Origin of the sequence: Solibacillus sp. FSL R5-0691 (assembly GCF_037974225.1) — a bacterium.
In the GTDB taxonomy this organism is placed as follows: domain Bacteria; phylum Bacillota; class Bacilli; order Bacillales_A; family Planococcaceae; genus Solibacillus.
Genome location: NZ_CP150231.1, coordinates 3491621 through 3512055, shown reverse-complemented (window position 1 = coordinate 3512055; position 20435 = coordinate 3491621). Strand labels below are relative to the sequence as shown.

19 protein-coding genes are annotated in these 20435 nt (G+C 37.2%); 15 read left to right on the top strand and 4 right to left on the bottom strand.

Going from position 1 to position 20435, the window contains the following annotated elements:
• Window positions 1-129: 129 nt before the first annotated feature.
• Window positions 130-873: a DUF4230 domain-containing protein gene (locus MKY51_RS17725; protein WP_339174517.1), complete on the top strand. Its 744-nt coding sequence runs from the start codon at window positions 130-132 to the stop codon at window positions 871-873.
• 320 nt (window positions 874-1193) lie between these two features.
• Entirely contained in the window at window positions 1194-2462 is a 1269-nt protein-coding gene (locus MKY51_RS17720) for an OFA family MFS transporter (protein ID WP_339174516.1), read from the top strand.
• Window positions 2463-2581: 119 nt separating this feature from the next.
• Here the strand turns inward: MKY51_RS17720 and MKY51_RS17715 are convergent, their stop codons facing one another.
• Entirely contained in the window at window positions 2582-6349 is a 3768-nt protein-coding gene (locus MKY51_RS17715) for a S8 family serine peptidase (RefSeq protein WP_339174514.1), read from the bottom strand.
• Between the two features lie 348 nt (window positions 6350-6697).
• On the opposite strand from MKY51_RS17715, the gene MKY51_RS17710 reads away from it, so the two are divergent.
• Entirely contained in the window at window positions 6698-6922 is a 225-nt protein-coding gene (locus MKY51_RS17710) for a hypothetical protein (RefSeq protein ID WP_339174512.1), read from the top strand.
• 102 nt (window positions 6923-7024) lie between these two features.
• Here MKY51_RS17710 and MKY51_RS17705 read toward each other — a convergent pair whose 3' ends face one another.
• A complete protein-coding gene (locus tag MKY51_RS17705; protein ID WP_339174511.1) occupies window positions 7025-7612 on the bottom strand; it encodes a hypothetical protein in 588 nt (195 codons plus the stop codon).
• Window positions 7613-7968: 356 nt separating this feature from the next.
• Between MKY51_RS17705 and MKY51_RS17700 the strand changes: the two genes are divergently transcribed.
• From MKY51_RS17700 to MKY51_RS17665, 8 genes are all read left to right on the top strand, one after another.
• Window positions 7969-8391, top strand: coding sequence for an organic hydroperoxide resistance protein (locus MKY51_RS17700; protein ID WP_339174509.1), 423 nt, complete (start codon window positions 7969-7971; stop codon window positions 8389-8391).
• 387 nt (window positions 8392-8778) lie between these two features.
• Window positions 8779-9987, top strand: coding sequence for a glycosyltransferase (locus MKY51_RS17695; protein WP_339174508.1), 1209 nt, complete (start codon window positions 8779-8781; stop codon window positions 9985-9987).
• A complete protein-coding gene (locus MKY51_RS17690; protein WP_339174506.1) occupies window positions 9953-10696 on the top strand; it encodes an HAD-IIB family hydrolase in 744 nt (247 codons plus the stop codon). The genes MKY51_RS17695 and MKY51_RS17690 overlap by 35 nt, the downstream gene beginning before the upstream one ends.
• A 236-nt stretch (window positions 10697-10932) precedes the next feature.
• Complete coding sequence (locus tag MKY51_RS17685) at window positions 10933-11196, top strand: CotD family spore coat protein (protein ID WP_339176674.1); 264 nt, start codon at window positions 10933-10935, stop codon at window positions 11194-11196.
• Between the two features lie 172 nt (window positions 11197-11368).
• Complete coding sequence (locus MKY51_RS17680; protein WP_339176673.1) at window positions 11369-12451, top strand: 3-oxoacyl-[acyl-carrier-protein] synthase III C-terminal domain-containing protein; 1083 nt, start codon at window positions 11369-11371, stop codon at window positions 12449-12451.
• Window position 12452: 1 nt separating this feature from the next.
• A complete protein-coding gene (locus MKY51_RS17675; protein WP_339176671.1) occupies window positions 12453-12995 on the top strand; it encodes an isoprenylcysteine carboxylmethyltransferase family protein in 543 nt (180 codons plus the stop codon).
• Window positions 12996-13190: 195 nt separating this feature from the next.
• Entirely contained in the window at window positions 13191-14330 is a 1140-nt protein-coding gene (locus tag MKY51_RS17670; protein ID WP_339174503.1) for a zinc-dependent alcohol dehydrogenase, read from the top strand.
• Between the two features lie 164 nt (window positions 14331-14494).
• The gene (locus tag MKY51_RS17665) at window positions 14495-15136 is read left to right on the top strand and encodes a peptidylprolyl isomerase (protein WP_339174502.1); all 642 of its coding nucleotides are present in this window, start codon (window positions 14495-14497) and stop codon (window positions 15134-15136) included.
• A 25-nt stretch (window positions 15137-15161) separates the two neighbouring features.
• Here the strand turns inward: MKY51_RS17665 and MKY51_RS17660 are convergent, their stop codons facing one another.
• Window positions 15162-15914, bottom strand: a complete 753-nt coding sequence (locus MKY51_RS17660) for a DUF2268 domain-containing putative Zn-dependent protease (protein WP_339174500.1) — start codon at window positions 15912-15914, stop codon at window positions 15162-15164.
• 100 nt (window positions 15915-16014) lie between these two features.
• On the opposite strand from MKY51_RS17660, the gene MKY51_RS17655 reads away from it, so the two are divergent.
• On the top strand, window positions 16015-16272 hold the full coding sequence (locus MKY51_RS17655) for a hypothetical protein (RefSeq protein ID WP_339174498.1): 258 nt from the start codon (window positions 16015-16017) through the stop codon (window positions 16270-16272).
• 40 nt (window positions 16273-16312) lie between these two features.
• Here the strand turns inward: MKY51_RS17655 and MKY51_RS17650 are convergent, their stop codons facing one another.
• Complete coding sequence (locus tag MKY51_RS17650) at window positions 16313-17161, bottom strand: DegV family protein (protein ID WP_339174497.1); 849 nt, start codon at window positions 17159-17161, stop codon at window positions 16313-16315.
• A 523-nt stretch (window positions 17162-17684) separates the two neighbouring features.
• On the opposite strand from MKY51_RS17650, the gene mqo reads away from it, so the two are divergent.
• From mqo to MKY51_RS17635, 3 genes are all read left to right on the top strand, one after another.
• The gene (gene mqo, locus MKY51_RS17645) at window positions 17685-19169 is read left to right on the top strand and encodes a malate dehydrogenase (quinone) (protein WP_339174495.1); all 1485 of its coding nucleotides are present in this window, start codon (window positions 17685-17687) and stop codon (window positions 19167-19169) included.
• A 101-nt stretch (window positions 19170-19270) separates the two neighbouring features.
• The gene (locus MKY51_RS17640; RefSeq protein WP_339174494.1) at window positions 19271-19750 is read left to right on the top strand and encodes a methylated-DNA--[protein]-cysteine S-methyltransferase; all 480 of its coding nucleotides are present in this window, start codon (window positions 19271-19273) and stop codon (window positions 19748-19750) included.
• A gap of 44 nt (window positions 19751-19794) precedes the next feature.
• Window positions 19795-20400, top strand: a complete 606-nt coding sequence (locus MKY51_RS17635; RefSeq protein ID WP_339174492.1) for a class I SAM-dependent methyltransferase — start codon at window positions 19795-19797, stop codon at window positions 20398-20400.
• Window positions 20401-20435 lie beyond the last annotated feature (35 nt).

Here is a 20435-nt window from a genome sequence, read left to right as displayed (position 1 = left end):
TACACATCGGTCGATATATGTTGTAATCACCTTTTATAATCTAACAAAAGTAGATAATTTGATATGATATTCTAGTATAAATATGGAAATTATAACTTTCCTCAATACAATAAGAGAGGAGGAGACGCCTTGAGTAAAAAAGATGAAGCATTAACACAAATTGAACAAGTACTGCACGAATTGAAAAAAAGTGAGCAAGAAAGTGCTGCCACTGCGGTTATAGGACAACGCAGTGGAAACTCCAATATTTCCGGAGCAATATTTAAGGTTATATTTAAATTTTGGGGATTTAAAATTTTATTAATTGCATTGCTCCTTATCCTTTTCACATTCGGGGGTACTTGGTTATTTTTCGGTACTACTTTTAAAAAAGAAAGTACAGTATTTGTGGAACAGGTTCAGGAATTAGCAATGCTCGCAACCGCTGAAGCTCATATGAAAGTAATCATTGAGCAAGAGGATAATAAACTGTTTGGGAACGATATTTCGGTTAATTTACCAGGTACAAAAAGAGAGTTATTATTGATAGTTCCTGCGACAGTCATTGCAGGCGTTAATCTGAAAGAAGTTACATCAGATGATATTAAAGTGAATGAAGATACCAAAGAGATAGAGATTGCCCTGCCTCATGCAACATTTATACAGGAACCTGCGATTCAGATGGAAGATGTCAAAACTTTTTCGGATGAGGGGCTGTTTCGTGGGGAAGTGAAATGGGATGAGGGATTTGACCTGGCAACGGAAGCGCAGAAGAAAATCAAAGATGAGGCTATGGAAGTAGGTTTGTTGGAGTCAGCAGAAAAAAGTGCCGAGAAAGTTCTCGCAGGTTTTTTCCGGAATCTTGGCTATACGGTGAAGATAATATTTAAATAAATTTTAGTTTAATATGTTGTAATAGAAGGATAAAATTTTCTGCTTCAAACAGTCTAATTACTATGATTAGGCTGTTTTTTTATGTAATGAAATACAGAATAGTCCGAAAAAGTTGCGAAGCATTTCTAGAATTATAAAAATTACTATTCATTTATCACGAATGTTATTATATAATCACTTTGTTAATGTTCGTAAAAATAAAATATTTAATCCATAAATTACTTATTATTATTAATAATTTAATTAATAAACGAACTTTAATGTAAAATATTGTTTTAAAGTTCGTGTTTTGGATTAAATGAATAATGAGGAGTTTTGAAGTGGGAAAGTTTGATAACAAATGGATGCGTGCGGTCATTCCAGCTTTATTGATTCATTGTAGTATTGGTACGGTTTATTGCTGGTCGTTGTTTAAGGGGGATATTGCCTCTTATATCGGCAAACCTGTCAGTGAAGTGGAATGGGCGTTCAGTATAGCGATTTTTGTTCTTGGTATGTCTGCGGCATTTGGCGGAAAGTTTGTCGAAAAGGATATTCATAAGTCTTCTTTGTTAGCGGCAATGTTTTTTGTTGCAGGGATGGCAGCAACAGGTTTCTTTATTTATCAAAAATCATTGATCGGTATTTATATTTCTTACGGAGTTGTGATGGGGATTGGACTTGGAATTGGCTATTTAACACCTGTAAAAACACTGATGCTCTGGTTTAAAGAACAAAAGGGATTGGCAACTGGTCTTGCTGTTGCCGGCTTTGGTTTGGCAAAAGTGATTGCAAGTCCATTAATGGAAAAGCTGCTCGGTAATCGAAATAGTGAAGGGGTGTTAGTAGACCCTACGAATATTTATACAATGTTTTATATTTTAGCCGCAATCTATTTAGTCATGATGGTTATCGGACACTTAATTTTAAAGAAACCGGCTGGATATGAAGAAGAAAATATTGAAATGCGTAGCTTTAGTTATAGAAGAGTATTGACGAATAAAACGTTTATCGGTATTTGGCTAATGTTCTATATCAATATTACATGTGGTTTAGCGTTAATCTCACAGGAAAAAGGTATTTTAGCTTTCATTGGTTTTGGAGCGATTGGGTTAGTTAGTTCGCTTACTGCCATTTTCAATGCTGGTGGAAGAATTGTATTTTCTGCATGGGGAGATCGTTTAACAGATCGTAACTCTATTTATAAAATAATTTTTATTTCTTCTATTAGCATTATTTTATGTACGGTTGTATTTGATGGAATAAATAACTCTATGGCCTTTCTGATCATTGCTTTACTTTGTATTGTGAATGCAGGTTACGGTGGAGGGTTCTCATCTTTACCGCCGCTATTATCAGACCGATTTGGTATCGACAGTATTTCAACTGTACATGGTTTAGCTTTATCTGCATGGGCATTTGCAGGGTTGACGGGCAATCAGCTAAGCGCAATTATTCTTGAAAAGACACAGTCATACGACATGGTATTATACGTAATTGCCGCTTTGTTCACGGTTGCGACTTTAATTAGTATATTCGTTGTGAAACCTGAAAAAGTGAATTTGGAGGATGAAGAGTTTAGTAAGAAAAAAGAAATAGTAATCGGATAAAATTTCGAAAGGGTGCTTTAATTTAAAGGCATCCTTTTTTCTTAAGGATAAAAAAAGCTAAGTTTAAGCTCCATCGAGGGATGAAGTCTTAAACTTAGCAATACTAGCTAAAATACTAATTAAATTTCATATTCTGTAACGTCATTGTTATTTTTAGGTCCTTTACCATTACCATTACCATTGCCGTTACCATTACCGTTGCCGTTACCATTGCCGTTACCATTACCATTGCCATTACCATTGCCATTACCATTACCAGGCTTTACAACGTTGACATCAAATGTAAGGGTATGCTCACCATATGTTACTGTAACAGAGGTAGTACCTGGGCCTTTACCTTTTACAGTACCTGCATTTACAGTAGCAATCTTATCGTTTTCAACTTGGTAAATTGCAAGGTTTGTAACATCTTTTTCTGTTGTTTCACCGTTTAATGTTGTTACTTCAGTAATTTTAACAGAAACTTCTTTACCGACTCTTGTCTCAACTTGAGCTTGGTCGATTTCCAGAGTTACAACTGGTTCTTCCACTACAGGTGCTTTAACAGTAACCGTTACTGTTGCTTCATTTTCGCCATGTGAAACAGTAATTGTCGTTGTGCCTTCTGCTACTGCAGTTACTAAACCATTTACAACTGTTGCGATATTTTCATCTGCCACACTATACGTAGCTTTTGAAGTTACGTCTTCTTCTGTAGCATCACCTTCAGCAGGTGTTGTTGTTTCTGTTACCGCAAGCTGTGCCGTTTCTCCAGCTGTCAGGTCTAGCTCAGTCGGATTTACAGAAAGCGTTACAACAGGTTCTACTACTTCATTTTCAAAGATAATCGCTTCGCCAACATTACCAGCAGCATCTGTAATTACTACTGTTACAGTATTTGTTTCTGCTGTTACCGGGAATGTGAAGCTGCCGTCCTGATTTAAGTTGAATGCAACTGGTGCTTGTACTTCGCCGTTTACAGTCGCAACATATGAAGCTTTTAGTTTGTCATTTAAATCATAGTCTAAACCGTATAAATACAGTTCTTCATTGTAGTCGATATACTTATCTGTTACTTGTCCTGAAACAACACCTTCAGCTTCTGAACCTGTAATTTCTGGTTTTGTCGTTTTTACAACAATCGGTCCTACATAATCTGAAATTATTCCTGTAGCTGCAAGACCAGTAAAGTCAATTGTATATAGACCATCCGGAATCGTAGTTGCAGGTGCACTACCCCAAGGTTTATACTGTCCGCCAACATTCAGCGTATAAGATCCTTTACCTAATGAAGTACCTGAATGCAGATAACCGATGTAGCCGTCCCCATATTCTCCGCCTTCAGGATTCATAATATCCCAAAGCTCGATATAGTTCGTTGTAACATCACCCGTTAATGTGAATGAAAGTACAGCGGAATCTTTAATACCGTCACCGTTAAATGACAGATCAGTTTCTGTGATTTTAAAATCTTTAATTTCAGTTGTTGCTGCCGCGCTGCTGAAATCGGCTGCGAATGGCAATGAAGCTTCCGTAGATCCACCGTTAATGTTGATGAAACCTAAAATCTCAGAGCCGTTTGGTGCAACAGCTTGTGAAGCCGTTAATGTAATGTTTAAAAGCTGCTCACCAGCTAAAGTAAATGATGGCTGATCCACTGTAATAGCTGCATCGCCAAATGTTTTAGTCACATCTACGGATACGTTGTAGTTACCGCCGTTTCCTTTAATGTCTTTTACTAGTACTTGTTTCGTTACAGAAATATTTCCGTCCTTTAATGATTGAGGACCAAAAGTAACTGTGCCTTTTTTGTTTTCTACAATTGCACCAGTGCCGTCTAAAACTGCCGTATCAAGTGCATATGCAAGAATTTCCGGATGAGCCGCCGCATAAGCATTTACGCGTCCAGCACCTTGAGAGAATACATCATATTTAGCAGTATCCAATATTTTTGCTGTATTCGAAAGTGCCACTTTGACATCGAATGCATTCCAATCCGGATTTGCCTGTTTTACTAATGCTGCGATACCAGCAATATGTGGTGTTGCCATAGATGTTCCCGTTTTACGATCATATGCTTCAGTATAAACCGCATCAGGGAAGTCTGATTTATACATAGGAATCGTTGACATAATGTTTGTTCCAGGCGCTGTTACGTCTGGTTTAATATCGAAATTCGGTGTAGAAGGACCACGTGAACTTGAAGAGTTTACATCATCTCCAGTTGTCGTAGTTGAAGCAAACTTGCCGAAGCTTACTTTTCCTGTACCCCCTGCTAATGCCGCGCGAATTGCCTCGCCGTCTGTTACTGACATATCAAATGTTGGCAGGAACTCAAAAGAATCACCAAGGAATGTGCCTGAAATGTCCGGTGCATTCGTTCCGCCTGCAAAGTTATGAATAATTGTAGCTACCGCCCCGTTTGCTTTAGCATTTGCAATTTTATCGACAAATGCGATATTACCGCGGGAAATTAACGCTACTTTACCTTCAACATCAATTCCTTCAAAATCTTTTACTTCGCCGTTTCCAGGAATCGCAACTAAATCAAATTCACCTTGAAGCTGTGTTGATAAGTTTTTACCAAAAGTTGTTCCCATTAAAGGAAGCTGTTTAGTTAAGTTGTAGTCGCCTACTGTAATGTTAACTTCACCGTTATACATTGTTTCGGGGTTTGTTGTATTACCGACTGCAATCCCTAAACGAGCAGTTGCAGGTGTGCCCATTGTGCCACGGTTTGGACCTGAGTTACCTGTTGCAACAACACCGATTGTTCCAGCCATCATTGCGTTATTGATTGCAAATGATCCTGCATCTGTTTCTGTATTTGCGCCACCGCCAAGTGAAAGGTTAATAACGTCCATTTCTTCTTGAACAGCTGTTTCAATTGCTTTAACAATACCTGATGTTGCACCACTGCCGTACGCTCCAAGAACGCGGTAAGCATAAAGGTCTACTTTTGGTGCAATTCCTTTAATGCCGAATTCGTTAGCACCAATTGCCGCAATTGTTCCGGCAACATGCGTACCGTGAGATGTATAGAACGAGCTTCCGTTAGCATTAAATTCAGGTGTTCCTGCTGGACGCTCTGAAGGTAATGTTTCCGATGCATCGTCATCTGCACGTGGTTTAGAGTATGTTGAAGAGTTAGGAATAAAGTTTTTTCCGCCTTTATAAATGCCGGCAAATTCAGGGTGATCTGCATCGATACCTGTATCAAGCACTGCCACTTTTACTCCTTGTCCTTCAATGCCTTCATTCCAAAGTTTTTCGATACCAAGGAAAGAAATACTTGTATTCATTTGTGCTTCCACAGGTACATCTTTAATAAGTTCTGATGGGTTTTTTGATTTTATTGGTTTTGTTGTAACCTCTTCTGATGCGTATACTGTTGCATCCGGTTCAATTAAAGTGATTCCCTCTACTGAAAGCAGTTTTGGAATATCATTTGCTTTAATTGTTGCAGCAAATCCGTTTAGTACCGTATCAAATGTGTATCCTTGTGTCATTTGCACTTGTTTGGCAGTTAATTCTTTTTTAACTTTTGCCTGTTGTGCCTTTACATTTGAACGTACTTCATTTGCACGGGAATTCGAGAACTTTTTGCCTTTAACTTGGCTGATTCCTTGCTCTAATGCCACCGGTTTTTCGGATAAATGAACGATGACTGCAACCTCTTGATTGCCTGAAATATTTTGCAGGCTTTCATGAAGGACTGGGCCATCTTTAGACAAGCTAAGTTGTTCAGCGATTGCCGCCTTTAGCTGAATGATGCTTTCACTTTGTCCATCCTGTTTGAATGGTTTTGATTCTTCAGCGCTTGCATTCGAGAATGGTACCAATAAAGAGAGCACCATGACGAAAGCTAAAATACTACTGAAGAATCTCGTAAAATTAAACTTCTTCAATTCACATTTCCCCTTTGTATTAAATTTTCGCACTATTCTGTTTAATGCGGTATTACCAATTTATCACAATGGGAATTATCCGAATATCGAAACTTCTATTTTTTCCAAAAGATTGATAAATAGTATTAGTTTGGTATAGATAGGTTAAAACTATCTTCCTATAAATTTTGTGGAATAGTAGAACTATCTTATGAGAAGAGAGGAATTGAAGGACCTAATTCACTAATAGGGGAAATAAGATTGTATATTTCTTTAATAAAAGTAGTTAAGAATGGTTAAACTTTTTAATGAAAAGTTTAAAGCTGAAAAGTCCTTTATACTTTTCAATAAATTCAATGGGGGATGGCTATGTCAAATATGGATTTTAAACGCAACAATGCAAGAGCAAGAGGCAAGCAAAGTGCGAATAAGCTAGAAGTAAATCAAAGTCGTAAAATCTCACAGCAAGAAGAGTATTTATCAGAACTTGATTTTATTTTTAATGCAGCTCCAGCAAAAGAAAACAACGTTCCTTCTAAACGTAGTAAAACAGGCATGAACGAGCCTGAAAGTGAACGAACTGCCTGGAACTAATTTATATTTGATATCTATTCATTACATTGAGGTAAGAACTAAGGCTTTGACCTTGGTTCTTTTTATTTGAAAGGTTTTTATTAATGTTTAATAGCTACTGAATCAATCATGATTTTTCTTTTTTATTTCCTCTTCTGTTTCTTCAATCTCTTTCATGTATTCCTGATATTCAGTCTCCACCTCGGTTGTAGAGGGGAGGAAATGTTCTTTTGATGCATCAATCCGCTGGCCATAGCGAATCATTTTATAAATTATCATGCCGTTATTTGGTTTTCCGCTAAATGTGGTCATCGGGACGGCATCGAATAAAACATAATAAAATGCATAAAAGACAAACCGATCCCAAAATGTTTTATATTCTTCAATGATTCCGTTGGCAATCAGAGAATTAATTGTAAGACCGAATACTAGATTAATTAAAATTGGCGCGGAATAAATACTAATAAAGGCAAATTTATTTTCATGCTTTAATTTGTCATACGAAAACCAGCTATAAAAATGATAGTATCTGCGGATATCGAACATACCAAACTTAAAAATTCTGCGTCCGGAACCAATCGTTACCCTTGGTTCAATTACGCCAAACAGCCGGCTGACAATTGCATATCCCAGCTCCCTAAGAAATACGACAGCAGGCAAAATAATAAATGCAGAAATGACTAATGAAAAGAGATCGGATATGCCAAACATATTGCTATCCCCTCCCAACGAATACTTGTAAGTTGATACCCCTCATTTATAAAACAAAACATAAGCAACCGTTCTGTTACCAACACTTACAATGTTTAGATTCCAGCCCTTATTACAGGAAAAACAATATATAAAAATAGTACATAGAGGCTCGAAAAACCATAGTTTCAATCTGACAGTCCCGCCTGTAATCCCCTTTTTCGGGCAAAGAAATAGGCCTATAAAAACACTTGATCTGAATAATTTCTTGCTCCCTATTATGAAAATTAACAATTAATTAACATTTAATACTTTTGAAAAAAGAAAAAACCGGGTAAGGATATGTTGTATTTAAAAACGAAAGGTGTGGAAGTGGAATGTCTGAAAAATTATTTACTGCGATTGCAACTGCTTCGGGGGGACGTGAAGGGAAAGTACAGTCGGATGATGGGGTAATTCAATTTGAAACAGCAATGCCAGGTACACCGAGAGCAGAAAAAATTGAGAATTCAACAAATCCGGAACAGCTATTTGCTGCAGGGTACGCTGCTTGTTTTGACAGTGCCCTTCAATTAACAGCAAGTAAAGCCCGTGTTAAATTCACGTCTGAAGTAACAGCTAATGTCAGCTTATTAAAAGATGAAAAAGACCAAGGATTTAAGCTTGGTGTTGTGCTTCAAGTGAAAGGGACAGATATTGAGCGTGAACAGTTGGAAGAACTTGTGCATAAAGCGCACGAAGTATGCCCGTATTCAAAAGCAACAAGAGGCAATATTGAAGTTTCACTTGAAGTAATTTAAGTGATCTGGACTAAATACACTCATTATAGGTATTTATAACTGATATTGATTAATCTAAATAATAATAAAGTAATATTTTTGGTGATTTTTAGAATATTTTGTTTAATTGTCAGTCAATCAGGGAACTTATCAATCGAGCTAAAAATTATTATTTCTTATAAAACCGTAAAATTCAACATCCTTAATCTCTCTTCTATTATTTGCTAGGTAGTGTGAGGATGTTTGAATTTATCGAGAATAAAGGACAGCTTAAGAAGTTATAAATACTACCTAGCTAATGAAGAGTAATTTATGAAAAGTTACCATCATTTCATTAAAATCAGCAAGACAGCAGTAAAGTTTTACAGCTATGATTCGCTGCTTAAGAACGAAAGGATGAGATTTCATTTGAGAAAGATATTATTTATTTCTGATCATGGCGACCCTTTAATTCCGCTTGGAAGTAAACAAGCAGGTGGACAAAACAACTATGTAAAACATCTGGCCCTACAGCTTGATGGACTTGGCTACAGTGTGGATATTGTTACACATTGGAGCGATGAACAAAAACCGGCTGTTGAACAGTTGGGTGAGCATAGTAAAGTATACCGTTTTGCAGGTGGTCATAAAGGCTTTGTTGATAAGCGAAAGATGTTTACTTTACTTCCTCGTTTATACGAAGAAATGACAGAAACCCTGGATATTAGCAGTTATGACGTTATTCATACTCATTACTGGCTATCAGGAGTACTTGCATATAATCTGCAGAAGGAATATTCATTCTTCTGGTGTCACACAAACCACTCCCTTGCAATTGCAAAAGAGCAAGGTACAGGCTTTATAGAAAATAAGCGTAAGCACTTTGAAAAGCTGATCATGGAACAAGCTGATGTAGTAATTGCTACTACGCCAAATGAGAAGCAACAGATCGAAGTTTTTACAAAGAAAAAAAGTACAGTTTCCGTTGTACCCGTAGGAGTTTCACCAGTGTATCTGGCTTCTACTGAAGAAGAGGAACAGTTTGCATTTCCATACTATTTTTATGCCGGCCGTTTAGAAACATCAAAAGGGATCTTTGATCTTTTAAAAGGTTTCAGACATATGCTGGAAACGGAGGAAGTTCCTCAAAATGTGAAGTTACTAATTGCAGGTGGCTGTGGGGATACGGTAGATGTAAAAAACTATCGCCCAAAAAGCGAACCGCTAAAAGAAGCGATTAAAGGAATGGAAGATCGTGTATTATTCCTTGGCCCCAAAAATGAAAAACAGTTAAAAAATCTTTATGGCGGTGCATTAGCCACTATTATGCCTTCCCATTATGAATCATTTGGTATGGTAGCTGCAGAAGCGCAGGCTTGTGGTTGTCCTGTAATTGCGACCCATGTCGGTGGACTGAAAAATGTCGTTAAATCCGGGGTGACAGGTCTTCATATTCCTAAGGCAAATGTGCAAAAAATAAGCGACAGCATGGCGTATTTCTTAAAGAGCTCGCCTAAACTATTAAAAATGCGTCGTGATGCAAAACAATATGCACTAAAAGAATTTAACTGGTCTCTTATTTCCCGCAAAGTAAAGGAGCTGTATGAACGAAAAAATGCTTACATTTCCTTACCTTAAACCTCGTGTTTTAGCAACAGATTTAGATAATACAATTGTTAGTGATAAGATTCCGCATACTGAACTGTGGGACACGCTGGCTCTTGAAAATACATCTCTTATATATATTACAGGAAGATATAAACAGTCCGCGATTGATTTAATCGAACGTGAACAACTGCCTAAACCGGACATTTTAATATGTGATGTTGGAGCTTCGATTTACCTTGGTCCCACATATGAGCTTGATCAGGAGTGGGCAGGCAACATTAAGCAGGAAGACTTCGAACAGGTTAAAACGATAGCTAAATCCATAGACATTGCCAGACAGCCAATAGATACACCTTGGCGACTGGCCTATTTTGCAAGTAAAATGCAAGTTCAAATACTTAACCAAGCAATCAAGCAAAATGATTTAGCGGTTGACCTTATTTTCAGCAGTGAAAGGGATGTAGATATCCTGCCTGCAAATATTAATAAAGGTGCTGCTCTTAAATATGTACTTAACAAATGTCAATATAATGGAGAAATTGTTGTAGCCGGGGATTCAGAAAATGATCTCAGTCTTTTCAAGCTCGGTTATCCTGCGATTGCTGTTGGAAATGCATGTGATGCTATATTAGCATTATCGGAAAATGAACATATCCATTATGCAAAGGGACATGCCTCTGCCGGTGTAAAAGAAATATGGGAAAAACTTTACACACCATTATCACAAAAGATTCAATAGGTTTTTACTAGACAATTATTTTCCCGATTTTACTTCCCTCTTTTGCATATTAATGCCTATTCTTAAAAAATTGTTTTTTAACAATAGGCAAGTAAATAGGTTATTCCGAATTCCCTTCATAAGTTAGTAGAGAACAACATGAAGGAAGGAGGATAAAATTGACTAATAGAAACTGGTTTAATTCATTTAATGATGAAAGAGGTCAATCGTTTTACAATAATGCTCAGCAATTGCCAATGCAAACATCACCAACACAATACGCATCACCGCAAATATCACCAACGAGACAATATGTTCAAAGAAATGTATCAAACACGGTGGTGCCACATGTGCATCCGTCCCACTTAACTACAGTCAACCAACATTATATTAACAACCAACACTATTTCCCTCATACACAATCTGTTGTGAATGAGTGTTTCGAAACTAATACGATGTGTGGAACACCGTTTAGACCGAATACTGGCGGATGTGGTTGTTCAAAACGAAGAGGCTGGTAAGTCATTCTTCAATCGTTGTGACTTATGTTAATAAAAAGATAATAGCACCATCCACTTAATGGATAGTGCTATTATTCATGGACAAGCCTTTAAAATTTCCATCTATATCTGTATATTTTTATGACTTTATCAATACATTGAAATAAAATAACTCGTATAAGGAGAAATTACTATTCCAAAAATCGCTTCAGTTAGTACTCATACACCGCCTTTCACATTAGCTCAGACAAATATTGAGCAATTGACGAAAGAGCTTTTCCAACATAAAATTCCGAAGTTAGAACGATTATTGAAAGTTTTTGAGAATGGTGAAATAAAAACACGGAATTTATGTGTTTCACCTGAATGGTACCGTGAAGAACATACATTTGAAGAGCGCAATGAGCTTTATATAAAACTGGCTACCGAATACAGTGTCGAAGTTATAAAAAAATGCTTATCAAACCGTTCCTTTTTACAACAGGACCTATCTACAGAAGATATTGATGCCATTATTTTCATCAGTAGTACAGGCATATCAACGCCAAGTATTGATGCCCGTGTTATGAATGTACTTCCTTTTTCCAATGAAGTGGTCAGAATTCCGATATGGGGGCTTGGCTGTGCAGGGGGAGCGGCAGGTATTAGCAGGGCGTATGACTATTGTAAAGCACATCCGGACGCCAAGGTACTTGTCGTTTGTGTTGAACTATGCAGTCTTACATTCCAGAAAGACGATTATTCTAAAAGTAACCTCGTTGGTACTTCCTTATTTGCTGATGGAGCGGCTTGTGCCCTTGTATGCGGCGATGATGTCAAGCTAGAGCAGAATGGGCCAATCCCATATATTAAGGGACGCGGCTCAAAGTGGATGCCGGACTCTGAAGATGTAATGGGTTGGGATGTAAAAAATAGCGGTTTGCATGTTGTATTTTCAAAGAGCATTCCGGTCATTATTTCTAAGTGGCTTGGACCGTTTATTCATGAATTTTTAAATAAGCACGATGTTTCACCTGAACAAATTGTAAATTTTGTAGCACATCCCGGGGGTAAAAAAGTGTTACAGGCTTACGAGGAAACGTTGAATTTAACAACGGAACACACAGATGTTTCACGTGAAATATTACAGAAAAATGGAAATATGTCTTCTCCGACAGTTCTGTATGTTTTGGAGCAATTTATGTTAAATGAAAAAAGAGCGGATACTCTAGGACTATTAGTTGCACTAGGGCCTGGCTTTAGTGGAGAAGTCGTATTGTTGGAATGGAGGGAGTAAGCTGGTTTTTTATATTGTACTAGCTTTTGTAATTATTCAAAGATTAGTTGAGCTGGTTGTAGCAAAAAGAAATGAAAAGTTAATGCTTGCTAAAGGAGCATACGAAGTAGGTGCTTCTCATTATCCATTCATGATTTTATTGCATACGAGCTTTTTCGTAAGCCTTCTTATTGAAGTAGTATTTTTCAGCGGACAATTTACACCCCATTATATTTGGCTCGTTTTATTTTTATTGCTGCAGATGTTAAGAGTATGGTGTCTAGTTTCACTAGGGTCTTTCTGGAATACGAAAATTATTATTTTACCGGGAGCGAATGTAGTTGCAAAGGGGCCATATTCTTTTATCCGTCATCCGAACTATTTGGTCGTATGTTTAGAAATTGCTATATTGCCACTAATGTTTCAGGCGTATTTTACAGCTATTTGTTTCACCATATTAAATTTTATGATCCTGTCTGTTCGCATTCCGATGGAGGAAAAAGCTCTGAAAGAAGGCACAGATTATACAACTTACTTAGAACGTAATAATGTAAAGCAATCGTAAATTAAAGCACGAACCCAATTAAACTGTTCCTCAACTGTTAGACACCTTTAATAGTTGGAGGGACAGTTTTTTATTTTTGGCAATCGGTCAAACAACCATTAATAATATGTATATTTTTTTAACTGGGGGGTATATACATACAGAATGACTTTACGAAGTTTAATTCTAATACTTTATCTACCAGGAGGGGTCTTTTTGAAAGCAGTAACGTATCAAGGTGCCAAAAAAGTAGAAGTAAAAGAAGTTCCGGATGCAAAAATTGAAAAGCCAGATGATATTATTGTACGCATTACCTCAACTGCCATTTGCGGATCGGATCTGCATATTTATCGTGGAGCTGTTCCGGCGCGAGAGGATTTTGTAATTGGACATGAGCCTATGGGGATTGTGGAAGAAGTAGGACCTGACGTAACAAAGGTTAAAAAAGGGGACCGTGTTGTTATTCCTTTTAACGTTGCTTGCGGCGAGTGTTTCTACTGTCAAAATCAGTTGGAAAGTCAATGTGATAATGCCAATGAAAATCCGGCACTTGATTCCGGCGCATATTTTGGATATACAGAGCGCTACGGTAACTTCCCGGGTGGGCAGGCAGAATATTTGCGTGTACCATACGGAAACTTCATACCATTTAAAGTACCTGACAACTGTGAACTGGAAGATGAGGCATTGCTATTTATATCTGATGTATTGCCTACAGCCTATTGGAGTGTGGAACATTCAGGTGTTAAAAAGGGCGATACGGTTATTGTATTAGGTTCTGGGCCAATCGGGTTAATGGTTCAGAAGTTTGCATGGATGAAAGGTGCGAAGCGTGTAATGGTAGTGGATCCTTTAAACTATCGTTTAGAGCATGCAAAACGTACAAATAATGTTGAAATCTTCAACTTCGATGATTTTGACGATGTAGGAAGTCATCTGCATGAGCTTACACATGGAGGAGCCGATGTAGTTATTGACTGTGTTGGTATGGATGGGAAAATGTCTCTTGTAGAAAAGGCACAGCAAAAGCTGAAACTTCAAGGGGGAACACTTAGTGCCATTGATGTTGGAATTAAGGCTGTCCGAAAATTCGGTACAATCCAGCTTACAGGTGTGTATGGTTCAAAATATAATATGTTCCCATTAGGCAATATTTTCGAACGTAATGTAACCGTGAAAACAGGACAAGCACCGGCAATTCATTACAGTCCGATGCTTTATGAAATGGTTGCTGAAGGGAAGATTGATCCAACAGAAATCATTACTCATAAAGTACCATTATCTGAGGCAAGTGAAGCATATAAGAAATTCCATGACCATGAAGATCAAAGCATTAAATTTATTTTAAAACCTTAATTCTCTTTTCAGTGAATTTAAATAGTAACATTCTCTATAACATCTAAAACATTGCAACGGTAATGTTTTAGATGTTTTTTATTGAAAATGATGTTTCCTGGAGATGCCTGCGTTTATACTTCCGTAGTATGATGGAAGTATGTTGGAAAAGGAGATGAATTTAAGTGAAGAAGTTTTATCAGATTGTTTTATTTACAATGCTAATCGCCATTTTAGCTGCATGCGGTAAGGAAACGGCGGACAATAAAGAGCAGGAAAGTACTGTGAATTATGCTGAGGAAGTCGCAGAAAATCCAATTGTTACGATTACAATGGAAAATGATGAAAAGATTGTTATTGAGCTTGAACCAAAAACAGCTCCAAATACAGTGGCCAATTTTATCACACTTGTGGAAGATGGATTTTATGATGGCCTGATTTTCCACCGTGTCATTCCAGGTTTTATGATACAAGGCGGGGATCCGGATGGGACAGGTATGGGTGGTCCTGATTATGCAATTAAAGGAGAATTTACATCAAACGGATTTGAAAATACATTAACACATGAGCGTGGTGTAATTTCAATGGCCCGTTCCCAAGATCCGGATTCGGCAGGCTCACAATTCTTTATCATGACGGAGCAGGCAACACATTTGGATGGTGACTATGCAGCATTCGGCAAGGTAATTGAAGGAATGGAAACGGTCGATGAGATTGTTTCTGCTGAACGCGGAGCTAATGATAGACCGATGGAAGATCAAAAGATGAAAACAGTTGAAGTAGACACGAAAGGCTTTGATTATCCGGAGCCTGTCGTTCAAAAATAATATGTAAGGGAGTAGCCGTAATGAATTATTCGGTTACTCCCTTTTTCCATCCTGCACCTTCCAGCAAACTATGTGATGGCATGGACAGCAATTGTTTTACGTCATAAGGGCCTTTCTTTTGTAAAAAAGCTTCAACTAACCGATAACCAGTACAATATCCAATCCAAGGGGGTAAATTTAATGCCGTGTCCCCGAATAAAAAAGCTTGATGTGCATGTAAACCCGGTACATGTAAAGCTTTGGTGAAATGAGTATCCCAATAACTTAATACTTCCTCCATAGAATACCGCTTCGTCCAGGAACTTAATGCATATTCTCCATACAAGCTTTCCACCGCATGCTCGGCAAGTCCTTCCATAAGCAATGAATCAAGCAATGTAGGGGGTTCTATTAAAAATCTGCGCCTGCAAATATGATGATATTCATGGGTAAGCAGGGCATGAAGTTCTTTTATTGTGACGCGGGGTGAAACATACAGACAAATACCATAAGGATAGGCAACACCATTTTTCACAAACCCGTTTTTTATCGGCAAAATCGCAACTGGTATATCAGGTCCATCCCATAAACGTATCAACTCTTCTAATAATCTTTTTGATATTTGCCAAACATCCAGTGTTAAGTGGAGCTCATCATGTTGAAGCAACCCTTGCTGTAAAAGTTCAAATTGAACGGCCTCTGGCGGAAATCGAGGGAAAATGGATTGGATGATCGGATAGGCTGCCAGTTCACGGTGTTCTGTTTTTTTAAATAATAATTTTGTATCAAGAATAGGCATGACATTCTCCTTTTTCTTAGTGTATGAACTAGACGATGCGCATGTATGTGCAAAAAGCTTGAACATATAGTAGAAAAACTTACAGAAAGGAGGAGAACTTATGAGTCACCAAGAGGCGTATGATTTGTGCTGCAAACATCACGGGAAACGTGTGAGAATAAATGATAATAAAGGAAATGTTCATGTTGGAAGAATTACAAAAGTAGACAATCGTATGGTTTGGATTATGCCTGATAGAGCGGGCTATGGAATTGGATTCTGGGGATTTGGTGGAGGATATGGAGCACCAGGATTTGGTTATGGCATTGCATTAGGAGCAATTACAGGCATTGCTTTAGCATCAATCTTTTTCTGGTAAAAATAAAAAGGCTGACACAAAAATTGTGCCAGCCTTTATGTTATTTATCATTTGTAAAGTAAATTCCGACTGTGCCGCGGCCGACATGCGCACCGATTACAGAGCCGATTGTTGTTGTTTCAATTGATTTAGGCTGAATCTTTTCTTCAATTGCAACTTTCACTTCATGCATCAGTTCCTCATCGTTACTATGAGAAATACCGACAATCTTATTCGTGAAGTCACCGCCACGTTCTTTCATAATATCTGTCATACGATTAATCGCTTTTTTGAATCCACGTGTTTTTTCTATTGGTACAAGCTTGCCATCATCCATATTTAAAATAGGCTTAATATTAAGCAATCCACCCATAAATGCGCTCGCTTTTGAAACACGGCCGCCTTTAGCTAAGTGGTTTAAATCGCCTACTGTAAATAAATGTTCCATTGAATTGGCCATTGCTGTCAATTTTTCAACAGCTTCATTAAATTCAATACCAAATTTATTTAAACGTACAGCTTCTTTTACTACTAAGCCTTGACCATAAGAAGCACATTTCGTATCAATAACTTCTAATTTCAAGTCCGGATAACTTTCCAATACTTGATTTTTTGCCAAAATAGCTGTTTGGCATGTACCAGACAATTCAGATGAAAAGGCAATATAAACTCCCTCTTCTCCGGATTTTGCTAATTCTTCGAAAGCGTTAATAAATACTTCTAATGAAACTTGTGATGTTTTAAGTTGCTCACCTTCAGCAATTGCCGCATATACCTGGTCAGTTGTGATGCCAACAATGTCATCATACTCTACACCTTTCACTAATACGCGTAACGGAAAAAGATGCACTTCTTCAGTATCAAAAAATGATTTCGGTAAGTCAGAACCACTGTCCGTAAATATTTTCATAAACATCCCCCTTATCTCACTCTGATTGATTTTAGTTTTAAATTAAATTATGAACTATTTACATTTGTCATGTATTTCTTATGAAAACTGTACTTATTATATAGTTTATGCAAAGAGCGATGCCTACTATTCTTACAAAATATTGCCGATATTTCAAGTTGATCTTAATAGAAATTCCATTAAATGAAAAGTATAGTCTTCTCATTGTAGCATAACTTAAAATAGACAAAATAGTTAGAAAAAAGTTGTTGGAAAATAAAGAAAACATAAATAAATGATTTTTGAGCTTCTACAAAATATGCTTAAAAATGTTTTACCTTTTCTCGCAAAAGACAACCTTTTCACTTGCTGGGCATGTCGCAGTTTGTATATATTTTAATCTTTTCACAATTGTGTTACACTACAATAAGGTAATAAATGATATAGAATCAATGGAATCGTCTCCTATATAGGGTTGTCGATAATAGAATAGAGCGCTTACATTATTCTAAAAATCTTAATATATATGTAAGGGAAGGTAAAAATGAGTAACAAGCATATCAAATCAGACGTTATCTTAATTGGTGCCGGAATTATGAGTGCTACTTTAGGTACAATGCTTAAAGAATTAGCACCGGATTGGAAGATCAAAGTATTTGAGAACTTAGCTAAAGCTGGTGAAGAAAGCTCTCACGAATTAAACAATGCCGGAACTGGGCATGCCGCTTTATGTGAGCTTAACTACACAAGCGAGAAGAAAGACGGAACAATCGATATCACTAAAGCGATTAACGTTAACACACAATTCCAAGATTCACTACAATTTTGGACTCACTTAGTTAACACAAAGCAAATCGAGAAACCGGAAGAATTCATTATGCCATTGCCACATATGAGTATGGTACAAGGTGCTAGCAATGTTGAGTACCTTAAAAAGCGTCATGCAGCAATGACAGCGAATCCATTATTCGAAGGTATGGAATTCTCAGATGATCCTGAAACACTAAAACAATGGATCCCTTTAATTATGAACGAACGTACATCAACTGAACCAATTGCTGTAACTAAAATTGATTCTGGTACGGATGTTAACTTTGGGGCGTTAACTCGTACGTTAATCTCGAACTTACAAAAGCAAGATGTAGATGTAAACTACAACCATAATGTTTTAGATGTAAAACGTTTAAAAGATGGTTCTTGGGAAGTAAAAGTTCACAACAAAGAAAACAGCAAAGTTGAATACCACACTGCGAAGTTTGTATTCCTTGGTGCTGGTGGTGGTAGCCTTGAGTTACTACAAAAATCTGGTATCCCTGAATCAAAACATATCGGTGGATTCCCGATCTCTGGTTTATTCTTAGTTTGTAACAATGAAGAAGTTGTTAACCAACACCATGCAAAAGTATACGGTAAAGCAGCGGTTGGTGCGCCACCGATGTCTGTACCACATTTAGATACTCGTTATATCGATGGTAAAAAATCATTATTATTCGGACCATTTGCAGGCTTCTCTCCGAAGTTCTTAAAAACAGGTTCAAATATGGATTTATTTGCTTCAATCAAACCACATAACTTAATGACACTACTTGCTTGTGGTGTGAAAGAAATGTCGTTGAGCAAATATTTAGTTTCTCAATTAGTTCTTTCGAAAGAAGCACGTATGAACGAGTTACGTCAATTCATTCCTACTGCTAAGTCAGAGGACTGGGAAATCAGTGTTGCTGGCCAACGTGTTCAGGTTATTAAAGACACTGACGCTGGTAAAGGTACATTACAATTCGGTACTGAAGTTGTAACTGCACACGACGGTTCAATTGCAGCATTATTAGGTGCATCTCCAGGTGCTTCTACAGCTGTATCTGTTATGTTAAAAGTGATCAACCAATGCTTCCCAGAAGAAATGAAAGCATGGGAGCCTAAGATTAAGGAAATGATTCCATCTTACGGTGAAAACTTAGTCGAAAATACAGAACTTCTTAAAGAAGTACATGAAACAACAACGAAAGCTTTAGGTTTAAACAAAGCATAATTGTTAATAGGAAGAACCTTTAATCATTGTCGGATTAAAGGTTCTTTTTTTAATGAAGAAATTACGCTATAGTAAATTTGTAGAAAAGAAGGAGGGATACGATGTATAAATTAGATTATGCTTCACCAATAGGTATTATTGAAATTTCAAGCACCGAATATTTTATAACATCGGTATTATTTGCAGAACGAGAAGAAATGCTCAACCTCCCGACTGATGATACCCCTCAGCATTTATTGGACTGCTATACAGAACTGGATGAATATTTTAAAGGCCAGCGCAAAGACTTTTCGGTACTTTATAAATTACAGGGAACAATGTTTCAAACGTCAGTATGGCAAGCATTAACTACTGTTCCATACGGAAATACCGCATCCTATAAAGAAATTGCTCTAAAGATTGAAAATGAAAAAGCAGTTCGGGCAGTTGGGATGACAAACAGTAAAAATGTAATAAGTATTATTGTCCCTTGCCACCGGGTTATCGGGCAAAACGGGAAACTTACAGGATATGCAGGCGGTTTATGGAGAAAGCAATGGCTGCTTGAACATGAGCTAAAATACAGCTTTAATTTAAATTAATGTTATAGTAACATAAAATTTCAACTTATTTGTGAGGTGAACGAATGAACGAACAGCAATATGATCATATGCTAAATATTCAAACAACCGGTTATCAATACGGTTTTCCAAAACTAGCAAAATACCATCGCTATGAACCAACACCTTACAGCGGGCTTGAACAATTATTCGAATGCTACGAGTTACCGGATAATGCACGTTTTCTGGATATCGGATGCGGCAAAGGGCGAGTTCCTATTTATATATATCATCGCTTCCATATTCCCGTTATCGGTATTGAAATGGATCAGAAGTTTTTTACGGAAGCCGAGCATAATGCAGAACAATACTTAAGAAAGGTAAAGAAGAAGCAAGCACCGATCCGATTTTTGAATATCATTGCCGAAACATATGAAATTACGAAGCACGATAATGTCTTTTTCTTCTTTAACCCCTTCTCAATCCATGTATTTCGTGAGTTTATGAAACATGTTATGGACTCAATCCTTGTTAATCCCCGATTGGTAGATATTATTTTATATTATCCATCTCCTGAATATATGGATTATCTGCAACAAGAGCAGTCACTTCAATGCTATTTAGATATAAAATTACGCCATGAAAAAAATGAAAATGAACGTATCGTCGTTTTTCGGATCCCGGAAAAATAAACGGCGATCTTTTTATTACCAGAAACTATTAGACT

Coding starts and splice junctions, on each gene's coding strand:
- mqo (WP_339174495.1), top strand. CDS start 17,685: ATGAGTAACAAGCATATCAAATCAGACGTTATCTTAATTGGTGCCGGA.
- MKY51_RS17700 (WP_339174509.1), top strand. CDS start 7,969: ATGTCTGAAAAATTATTTACTGCGATTGCAACTGCTTCGGGGGGACGT.
- MKY51_RS17685 (WP_339176674.1), top strand. CDS start 10,933: ATGCAAACATCACCAACACAATACGCATCACCGCAAATATCACCAACG.
- MKY51_RS17705 (WP_339174511.1), bottom strand. CDS start 7,612: ATGTTTGGCATATCCGATCTCTTTTCATTAGTCATTTCTGCATTTATT.
- MKY51_RS17655 (WP_339174498.1), top strand. CDS start 16,015: ATGAGTCACCAAGAGGCGTATGATTTGTGCTGCAAACATCACGGGAAA.
- MKY51_RS17640 (WP_339174494.1), top strand. CDS start 19,271: ATGTATAAATTAGATTATGCTTCACCAATAGGTATTATTGAAATTTCA.
- MKY51_RS17660 (WP_339174500.1), bottom strand. CDS start 15,914: ATGCCTATTCTTGATACAAAATTATTATTTAAAAAAACAGAACACCGT.
- MKY51_RS17635 (WP_339174492.1), top strand. CDS start 19,795: ATGAACGAACAGCAATATGATCATATGCTAAATATTCAAACAACCGGT.
- MKY51_RS17710 (WP_339174512.1), top strand. CDS start 6,698: ATGTCAAATATGGATTTTAAACGCAACAATGCAAGAGCAAGAGGCAAG.
- MKY51_RS17650 (WP_339174497.1), bottom strand. CDS start 17,161: ATGAAAATATTTACGGACAGTGGTTCTGACTTACCGAAATCATTTTTT.
- MKY51_RS17690 (WP_339174506.1), top strand. CDS start 9,953: ATGAACGAAAAAATGCTTACATTTCCTTACCTTAAACCTCGTGTTTTA.